Annotated in this window: 4 protein-coding genes; 1 reads left to right on the plus strand and 3 read right to left on the minus strand. The window is 34.9% G+C overall.

Going from position 1 to position 10,735, the window contains the following annotated elements:
• Window positions 1–6: 6 nt before the first annotated feature.
• The 3 genes from H8R24_RS12070 to H8R24_RS12080 form a co-directional block, all read right to left on the minus strand.
• On the minus strand, window positions 7–1,485 hold the full coding sequence (locus H8R24_RS12070; RefSeq protein ID WP_187019411.1) for a RagB/SusD family nutrient uptake outer membrane protein: 1,479 nt from the start codon (window positions 1,483–1,485) through the stop codon (window positions 7–9).
• A gap of 11 nt (window positions 1,486–1,496) precedes the next feature.
• Complete coding sequence (locus H8R24_RS12075; protein WP_187019413.1) at window positions 1,497–4,544, minus strand: SusC/RagA family TonB-linked outer membrane protein; 3,048 nt, start codon at window positions 4,542–4,544, stop codon at window positions 1,497–1,499.
• A gap of 239 nt (window positions 4,545–4,783) precedes the next feature.
• Window positions 4,784–7,585 carry a helix-turn-helix and ligand-binding sensor domain-containing protein gene (locus tag H8R24_RS12080; RefSeq protein WP_187019415.1) on the minus strand — a complete coding sequence of 934 codons (2,802 nt, stop codon included), beginning with the start codon at window positions 7,583–7,585 and terminating at the stop codon, window positions 4,784–4,786.
• Window positions 7,586–7,790: 205 nt separating this feature from the next.
• Here H8R24_RS12080 and uvrA point away from each other — a divergent pair, with 205 nt between their 5' ends.
• Complete coding sequence (uvrA, locus tag H8R24_RS12085) at window positions 7,791–10,574, plus strand: excinuclease ABC subunit UvrA (protein ID WP_187019417.1); 2,784 nt, start codon at window positions 7,791–7,793, stop codon at window positions 10,572–10,574.
• The last annotated feature ends 161 nt before the right edge of the window (window positions 10,575–10,735 follow it).

Below are 10,735 nucleotides of genomic sequence, written 5' to 3' on the forward strand. Positions count from 1 at the left end.
TTTTTATTAGTATCCAGGATTTTGTGTCCAATTTCCGCTTGAAAATTGAATTTCCTCGATAGGAATTGGGAATAATTCGTTTTTACCAGTCTTAAATCCTGTGATTTCCTGAGCTGCTTTTTTCGTTCTTACTAAGTCAAAGAAACGATGTCCTTCACCTACTAGCTCCACTCTTCTTTCAGCCCAAATAAAATCGGTTAAAGCCGCTCCTGACGCCGAAATATCATGATTTGTATCTCCAAATGCACGACGTCTTACTTCATTCAAGAATCCTCTTGCTTTAGCATCATCAATTCCGCCTCTATTGTTTGCTTCAGCCGCCATTAAAAGCACATCGGCATAACGAATAGCTCTATAATTATTAGGATTTGTTAAGTTCAAATCCCCAGCTGCAGTTGCACTTCTTTTTCTTGGTATATACTTTCTATTGAAATAACCAGTATTTTCATAACCTTGTCCGTATGTAGCACCTGTTGATGCGTTCCAAGCAGCCATATCTAAAATAGCTACTGCTTTACGATTATCTCCTACTTCAAAAGCGTTCACTACTTTTTGAGTTGGAACATTAAAACTAAATCCAGAAGTAAACAATGTACCTACATAGTTTCTAGGTCCATTAAATCCTACCGCTACGTTTCCTTCGCTACATTGCAAACATCCAAAACCAGCCCCTTCAACATCTGTGTACTGTACTTCAAATACTGATTCACTCCCGTTTTCTCCAGCTTCTTCAAAAATGCTATTGTAATCGGTCACTAATGAATATTTTTTAGTGTCAATTAGCGTTTGAAAAGTGGTAGCAGCATCAGTAAATTTCTCTTGATACAAATAAGCTTTTCCTAAAAGTGCTAAGGCAGCTCCTTTAGTCGCTCTTCCTTGTTGAGATGGAACAGCTGCTAGATTGTTAGATGCATAAATCAAATCTGCTTCAATCGATGCATAAACATCTGCTGTAGAAGAACGTGCTATCGTTTTCTCGTCACCTACATTAAAACGTACATCTCCTTTAAGTGGAATTCCACCAAACCATTTCACCAATTCAAAATGATAATACGCTCTTAAAAAACGAGCTTCTGCAATCACCTGACTTTTTCCTTCAAAATCTGTTTTGTCTTTGAATTCTAAAATGTAATTGGCTCTATTTACTCCCGCAAACATCCAATTCCAAATATCTCTTAAATTACTGTTTACCGGTGTATGAATCATGTCGTCAATTTGTTGAAAACCTACCACATCGGTTTGACTTTCTCCACCAGCCAATGTATTATCAGAAGCAATTTCTCCTAATAAAACATTTACATACGAAGATTGTAGTAAATCATAGGCTGCTACAAGTGCATTATCGTAATCCGTTTTAGAATTAAAATAATTCTCTGAGTCAATAGAGTATACTGCATCTCTATTTACAAACTCATCACTACAAGAAACCGTAAGTAAAGAAAAGAGTACTACTGCTGTTATTGCTTTATATATGTGTTTTTTCATCTTAATTAGCATTAAAAATTAATATTTAGACCTAACAAATAGGTTCTTGGAGTCGGGTAAAAACCATAGTCGATTCCACCACCAATAGGAGAACCATTAGAAGCTCCTGGGTCAAAACCTTTATATTTTGTAAAAGTGTATAAGTTATTTACACCAGTGTAAAGGCGAAACTTAGAAATACCTACTTTTTCAGAAATTCTAGAATTCAACGTATAACCTACTTGAATATTTTGAATTCTTAAATAAGAAGCATCTTCTACAAAATAGTCTGAGAAAACATTATTAGCAGTCGCACCAGTGGTTACTCTAGGCGTAGTGTTACTTGTTCCTTCGCCAGTCCATCTTCCTAAAACATAATTCAAACGATTTGCATCTGTTAATGTACGCTCATAATTTCTAACCATATCATTACCTACTGAAGCAAATGTGTAAGCTGCAAAGTCAATGTTTTTATAATTCAACTGTAAATTGAATCCCATAGTTGCTGTAGGGATTGGGTTTCCTAAATTAGTTCGGTCAGCAGTTGTAATTTCACCATCACCATTCACATCAACATAACGAATATCACCAGGTGCTGCATTAGCTCCTAATGCTATTTGTGATGGATGCTCTGATACTTCTTTTTGGTTTTGAAAAATTCCATCTGTTTTATATCCATAGAAATAACCTATTGGCATTCCTACTTCCATTCTTGAAGGTGCTGGTTGCCCTACACCAAAAGAACCTCCTTCTATAAATCCTGTACCGTTATTTACAGCTAATACCTTATTACGTAAAAAGGTAACATTGTAGCCTACACTTACCGTTAGATTCTCTGAGAATTTATTTTTATAATCCACAGCAAATTCCACTCCTGAGTTTTTTACTGTACCAGCATTTACTGTTGGAGATGATGCTCCTGGAGCATAAACACCTGTTATACCTGAAACTGGAATATTAGGAATCAATAAATCTTTTCTTGTATCTGTAAAATAATCGGCTACTAACGAAACCTTGTTGTCGAATAATTTTACATCTACACCGATATCTGTTTTTTGAGCTTCCTCCCATTTCAAATCTGGATTCGGAATTTGACCGATGGCCGTACCAGTTACTAGTGCACCATCAAAAACATAAGTACCTTCGCCAGACAATTGCGAAATATATCCATTGTTTGGTATTTGGTCATTACCCAAAGTTCCATAACTCGCACGTAATTTCACAAAATTAACTAGCTTGTCTGTCCCAAAGAAGTCTTCATCAGATAGTACCCAACCTGCGGTGAATGATGGAAAATATCCCACTTTATTACCTGGTCCAAATTTTGTTGAAGCATCACGTCTTAACATTCCCGACAAAAGGTATTTTCCTTTATAATCATATTGTACACGACCAAAATAAGACAACCTTCTTTCATCGTAAGAATAAGAACTGTTAGACTTTGCTGCAGATAATCCATTCGCTAAACTAATATCAGCAAAATCCCAAGAGTTATTTGGCACATCAAAACCAGTTGCGTACAAACCGTTACCCCATTCTTTGAAAATAGTATTACCAATTGTACCAACAAAATTATGATTAGCACCTACTTTTTTAGTGTATGTACCAAAAACGTCAAACGAATAATTATTGTCATTTACTGCGCCTTGAGTTACTGAACTTCTAATAACATCAAATACTTTTCCGCCATAGCTTATCTGTTTTGCAAAATCTCTCGATTTACTGTTTGACGTATTAAAACCCATTGAACTAGACACTACAAAATCTTTCAACACTTTATATTCCAAACCAAAATTTCCATTTAACTTCTTGAAGTTGTAATCGTTGTTTGTATTAGCGATTTGCGCCAACGGATTTATAATTTCTGTACCAAGACCAGTCGTACTAGGTACTAAACTGTAGTTACCATTTGCATCATAAGGACTTAAAGTTGAGGGAACGTTTAAGGCATTGAATAAAACAGAACCTAAACCATTTTCATTTAAAGTTTTACGATTAAAATAGGTATAGATTACGTTTGTTTTCAATTTTAACTTATCCGTGACATCTGCATTCAAAGAGACTCTGGCTGTATTTCTTAAAAAACCTGATTTGTTTCCACCGATGATTCCTTCTTGGTCTAAGTGAGATCCACTAACTGCATAAGTTACCTTATCTGATCCTCCCGAAACTGATATATCATGGTTAATGATAGGCACACTGCTATTAAAAACTTCATTTTGCCAGTTGGTTCCTTTCCCTAAACCTGTTACTGTTTTATACGGCAACGTTTGCCCACCATTCGCATAACTTTCATTTAGTAGCAATGCATATTCAGTTGCGTTCAACAAGTTTAACTTTCTTGACGTTTCTTGAAATCCAGTATATGTATTGTAAACAATCTTTGATTTTGAGTTTTTCTTTCCAGCTTTTGTAGTTATCAAAATCACTCCATTGGCACCAATGGTACCATAAATGGCTGCTTGAGCATCTTTCAAAACTGTAATTGATTCAATATCATTAGGATTTAATAACCCCAATTCACCTACATATCCATCAATAATGGTTGTTGGTCTGTTTTCACCATTGGTAGCAATACCTCTAATTCTAATATCCAATGCTGCTCCGGGAGATCCAGATTGTGACGTAACATTAACCCCAGATACTGTACCTTGCAAGGCTTGCTCTACTTTTACTGGTTTTATAATATCTAGTGTTTTACTATCTATAACCGAAACCGCTCCGGTAACTTCACGTCTTTTTTGACTTCCGTAACCTATTACTACAACTTCGTCTAAGCTTTTAGCATCTTCTTGCATCGCAACAGTTAACGATGTAGTACTTGACGATACTTTATATTCAAAATTCTTATATCCTATATAAGAAAACACTAGTGTTGATCCAGACGGAATACTTTTCAATAAAAATTTCCCATCAAAATCTGTTGCGACACCTTTGGTCGAATTTTTAATTTGAACATTTACCCCTGGTATTGGTAGACCAGTTCCTTTTTCTTTTACAGTTCCCCCTACTTCAAAACTTTGGGCAAACCCAAAACTTGAGAGAAAAAGAAAAATAATTAATAGATAGTTTGACTTCATAATTTGTGTTTTTTGTGAATTATAAAATTAAAAAGGAAGTACCCTTAATTCATCAAAAACAACCTTTACAAAAAACATACAATGCAAAAAAAACCAATGTTTTTTACCAATATCATAAATAAACCTAGGAATAGCTACTGGAAATCACGCCAACTGAGCACCGTCTAAAAACAACAAAACCACAACTTTAACGTTAATGTTGTGGTAATGTATAGGTAGATTTTAAAAATGTAGAGGTATTAAATAGACAAGATATACTCGACAAGTCCTTGATCATGGACTAAATCCATTTTTTTACGCAAACGATATCTTTTAATCTCTACACTTCGAACTGAAATATTAAGCAATGGAGCTACTTCTTTAGACGAAAGATTCAATCGTAAATACGTACATAATCGTAAATCATTTGGAGTCAAAGAAGGATGCGCTTCTTTTATTTTTTTCAAAAACTCTTTATCTGTATTTTCAAATGCTTCCTTAAAAACACTCCAAGAATCATTTCCTGTGATATTTTTATTGATTTTAGAAATAACCGATTTCAAACTTCTATTATCCTCTTCGACTGATTTTTTTAAATCGTCCTTTATAAAATTCAACAATTCATTTTTACTGTTCAATGTCATTGTTGATACGGCTAACTCTCGACTTTTAGAATCTACATCTTGCGACAATTGTTCGTTTCTCACGCGCATGATTTCTTGCTCGTTTTCGAGCTCCTTAATCTCTAGCAATAAGTTATTCTCCTCAATTAACTTCTCCTTTTGCTTGTAATAATAATTCTTATATGCCTTATGAATCACCCTTGCTAGTACAACAGTCAGGATCATATAGAAAAAAATAGCCAAATTGGTCAAATACCAAGGCTTTTTGATCGTAAATGCATACTGGGCAGTATTCTCTAAAATAGAACTTGCAAATTTAGCTTTGACCTTAAAAACATAATCACCCGGTGGCAAATTTTTAAAACTCACGCTATTCTTTGTACTCCACTCACTCCAATTATCTTGAAAGCCTTCCAGCTGAACTTGATATTCGGCATTGATGTATTTATTATACTCTGGTACCGTATAATTAAAAATGATATTATTTTCATCATAATGAAATGCACCTTCCTCTAGAATAGCATTATAATTGTATTTTTCATTGAGTTTATTGGTCTCTACATTCGATATTGAAACTTTATAATTCTCAAAACTCAACTCATTAATATTCATCGTATAATACCCATCAGTGGTTCCTATAAGATAATCTGAATTCGATATTTTAGTAATATTTTCAAATCCTGACATCGAATTTGTTAACGAAGCTGGAATTGGAATTACATTTTGCTTCAGCTGATTGCTTAACTTACTAAGTGAAAAATAATGAATATAGTTTTTAGAAAACAGCCAGATTTTGTTCGAATTATCCACTACGATCTTCCCCGATGTGTATTGGTCTTTTTCAAAAACCGAACTCAATACTTTGTCCTTTTGAAACTGTTTTGTTTGGGCATTCAATTTAAAAACACCCTCTTTACAAGCGTAGTAAATAGCATTATTGAACTTGGCTAAACCTGCGTTCTTACTTTTTTTAGGGTTTGCATATGCAAAAACTAATTTTGCACGTTGCACTGTTTGATCTAGTTCCAATCGAAAAACTCCTTTATACTCATGGCTCACATATATCTGAAGATCATTAGTGACTTCAAAATAACGAGCCGAATAATCAAAACCTTTGATTTTATTTCTAAAGCGCCACTGATTATTGCTTTTTTCTAAAACTGAAATTCCATAATAATTTCCTTGAAGCAACAAATCTTTTTGATTAGGGATGGGTTCAAATTTCCATGTTCCCGATTTAGAACAAATATTTACTGCATTTCCATTATCTATAACATAAGTCCCCGAATCATGGCCGCAAAACAAAGTGCCTTGGTACTCAAACAAGGACCAAACCTGCCCTTTGGTACCAGCTATAAATTTAAATTCGTCATTGCTTTGGTACTTTTTATAAAATAATCCTTGATTTGTACCTATATATAGATTCTCCTTAAACAACTTAGAGGTATAAGTAGTGCCCAGAATTCCAGTATCATCTACGTAGTTCTTGATAGGCGATTGCAGGTTGATGCAATTGATCCCGTTATCAAGCCCTACCCATAAATTTTTATCGGCATCTTCAAATAAAGACAGTGCCGTATTATTACTTAACCCTTTGTTTTGAGCAATATGGTATTTCATTTTACCTTCTTTCGAAATAATAAAAACACCATTGGAAATAGTTCCAACTGTCAAATCTCCATTCGATAATAACTCACAACTATAGACACTTCCTGTATTTAATGCACCATCAATATCACTTGAAAACTTAGTAAGCACTGTTCCTGTTAATGTATAAAACCCGTTTTTCTGAGTCGAAATCAATAAACTATTCCCAACCGAAAAAACATTGACAATTCTATTGGCTTTTAAAATTGGATTATTGGATATCAAATGACTTTTACCTGCTTCAATTTCAAACAAACCTTGATTATTCACTTGAAAATAAATAGCATTAGTAGTGCTAAACGACTTAACAACATCTGTGCTTGGTGCTATGATCTTAAAACTACCCGCTTTTGTGTCATACACATAAATTCTTGCTAAAGACTGAAAAATAACCCATTGATCATAGTTTAAAATATTCCAAAACTGCTCATCATCTAGTAATTGTTTTTTAATAAGATTGCTTAGGGATCTGTATTTTAACTTTCCGTTACTATGCCTTGTCCAGTACCCAAACTCCATATAACTTCCCGTGTACACTTTATTGTCTATCACTTTTACAGATCGAATGATAGTCTCATTAGGCGAAGGGTATAATTCCCAATTCGAACCATTGAACTCTAACAAACCATCATTATTTGCAAAGAAAATAAAATGACTTTGATCCTGAGAAATCATCCAATTTTGATTTCCAGCGCCATAAGTAGTTGGCGTGTATTTTACAATTGGCGGTAATTCCTGTGCCATAACGCAAGCGCTTATTAAAAGGAGTAAAATGTAAAATTTACTTTTCATTGTGGTGGTATTTATAATTTGTAAAATTAAAATATTAAACAATACTTAATAGTAAAAGAATATATAATTACTATACAATGTTAAAAACAGTACTAAGATCTCATAACTCGATTAAAAAGAATGATGCTAACTAAAATTTGTGATTTGTTCAACCCCTTCTCCCCAACGAAAAATGATTACTTTTGTGTAAAATATATCAGTAGTTATGCAAGTTGACTTTTCGAAAATAGATCCCAAGAAAAACATTATTATCAAAGGAGCCGAAGTACACAATTTAAAAAGTGTCGATGTGGTAATTCCCAGAAACAAATTGGTCGTAATCACGGGACTTTCGGGTTCTGGTAAATCCAGCTTGGCTTTTGATACTTTGTATGCTGAGGGACAACGACGATACGTGGAAAGCTTATCATCCTATGCCAGACAATTCCTAGGCCGACTAGACAAGCCAAAAGTGGAGTATATCAAAGGAATCGCTCCAGCTATTGCCATAGAACAAAAGGTAAACACCACAAATGCCAGATCTACGGTAGGAACTTCAACCGAAATATACGATTATATGAAGCTTCTTTTTGCCCGAATAGGACGTACATTCTCTCCTATTTCCGGTCAAGAAGTGAAAAAGAATACGGTTACAGATGTAATTACAGATGTAAAAACGCTTGCTATCGATAGCAAGTGGTTGCTAGTTGCTCCTATTCATTTAGAAAAAGGTAGAAAACTAGAAGACAAACTAAAAGCCCTGTTACAACAAGGGTTTGCAAGGATTTTAGTCGATAACGAAATGGTGCGTTTAGACGATTTACCTACTGGACTTGCTAAAAAAGAAATACTTCTTATTATTGATAGAATCGTTGTAAAAGAGGAAGAGGAATTTTACAATCGCCTTGCCGATGCTGTACAAACAGCTTTCTATGAAGGAAAAGGAATTTGTTACCTAAGAGAACTAAATTCCGATAAGAAATTCTCATATTCGAATAATTTTGAACTAGATGGCATTAATTTTCTAGAGCCAAATGTACATTTATTCAGCTTTAACAATCCCTATGGCGCTTGTCCTGTATGCGAAGGCTACGGAAACATCATTGGTGTCGATGCTGAACTTGTTGTACCAAACACTACTTTATCTGTCTTTGAAAACGCTATTTTTCCTTGGCGCGGTGAAAGCATGAGCTGGTTTAGAGATGAACTAGTTAATAGTGCTTACAAGTTTGACTTCCCTATTCACAAACCCTTTTTTGAGCTTACGGAGGAGCAAAAAGAGTTAATCTGGACAGGAAACTCTTATTTTCAAGGTTTAAACGATTTCTTTAAAGAATTAGAAGAAAAAAATTATAAAATCCAAAACCGCGTGATGCTTTCTCGCTACCGTGGAAAAACCAAATGCCATTCCTGCAAAGGGAAACGACTCCGCATCGAAGCTTCGTATGTTAAAATCAATAGTAAAACGGTTTCGGATCTAGTGGATCTGCCTATTAAACATTTGGTTGCATTTTTCAAAAACCTAAAACTAGACGTTTACGAAGAACAAATTGCAAAGCGTTTACTATTAGAAATAAACAACAGACTGTCATTCTTGACTGAGGTAGGGCTGGATTATTTGACTTTAAATAGAAATTCATCTACCTTATCAGGAGGAGAATCACAAAGAATTAACCTAGCCACCTCTTTAGGCAGTAGTTTAGTGGGTTCTATGTACATTCTTGACGAACCAAGTATTGGTTTACATCCAAAGGATACCGAACGCTTAATTAACGTCCTAATTTCGTTACGTAATCTAGGAAATACGGTTATCGTAGTAGAACATGACGAGGACATCATGAAAGCTGCTGATATGATTATCGACATTGGTCCCGAAGCAGGAACTTTTGGAGGAGAATTGGTCGCGCAAGGCACCTATGACGAGATTCTACAATCTAGTTCGCTAACCGCTAAATACCTTAATGGCGATCTCGAAATTGAAGTTCCCAAAAAACGAAGACCTTTCAAGAATTTTATCGAAATAAAAGGAGCGCGAGAAAATAATTTACAAAATATCGATGTTACTTTTCCTCTTGATGTACTCACCGTGATTACCGGTGTTTCTGGTAGTGGAAAAAGTACGCTAGTCAAGAAAATTTTGTTTCCTGCAATGCAAAAAAAGCTAGATAATGCTGGTGAAAAAGCAGGGCAATTTAGCGAAATATCAGGATCTTTCTCGCACATCAAGCATATCGAATATGTAGATCAAAACCCTATAGGCCGAAGCTCTCGATCTAATCCCGTGACCTACATAAAAGCGTATGACGACATTAGAGAGTTGTATGCCAAGGAAAAGCTGGCTAAATTAAGAGGTTATTTACCTAAACATTTTTCTTTTAATGTGGATGCCGGACGTTGTGAAACCTGTAAAGGCGAAGGAACAATCAATGTTGAAATGGTTTTTATGGCCGATGTGCAATTGCCTTGTGAAACCTGTAGCGGAAAAAGATTTAAAAAAGAGGTTCTTGAAGTAGCCTTTGCAGGCAAAAACATCAACGATATTCTTTGTTTGACCATAGATGATGCAGTGGAATTCTTTGAAGCCAATCAACAGCATAAAATCACACAGAAGTTAAAGCCCTTGCAAGATGTAGGATTAGGCTATGTGCAACTAGGACAATCTTCTTCAACCTTATCTGGTGGAGAAGCACAGCGTATCAAACTTGCTTCGTTCCTTGTAAAAGGAGCTACAAAAGACCGAGCTCTTTTTGTATTTGATGAACCTACAACTGGATTGCATTTTCACGATATTAAAAAACTACTCGCTTCCTTTAATGCTTTGATCGAAAAAGGGCATTCAATACTCGTTATCGAACACAACCTAGATTTGATAAAATGTGCCGATTGGATTATTGACCTAGGCCCTGAAGGAGGAGAAAATGGCGGTAAATTACTCGCTGTAGGAACTCCCGAAGCTATTGTAAAAATCAAAGACTCTGTTACTGCGGCCTATTTGAAAGATAAATTGTAAAAACCATCCGAACAAAAAAAGTCCGATTCCCATTTATACTAAAAATGAGAATCGGACTTTCTTTTTACACTTCATTGAAATTAGTTAGGGCTTGCTGAAAAATTGCAAATCCAATAAAACACAGGTATTTAGAGTTACTTTTTCTTGTTTAAATGCAAAGA

The sequence above is a fragment of the Flavobacterium muglaense genome, assembly GCF_014305155.1.
In the GTDB taxonomy this organism is placed as follows: Bacteria; Bacteroidota; Bacteroidia; order Flavobacteriales; family Flavobacteriaceae; genus Flavobacterium; species Flavobacterium muglaense.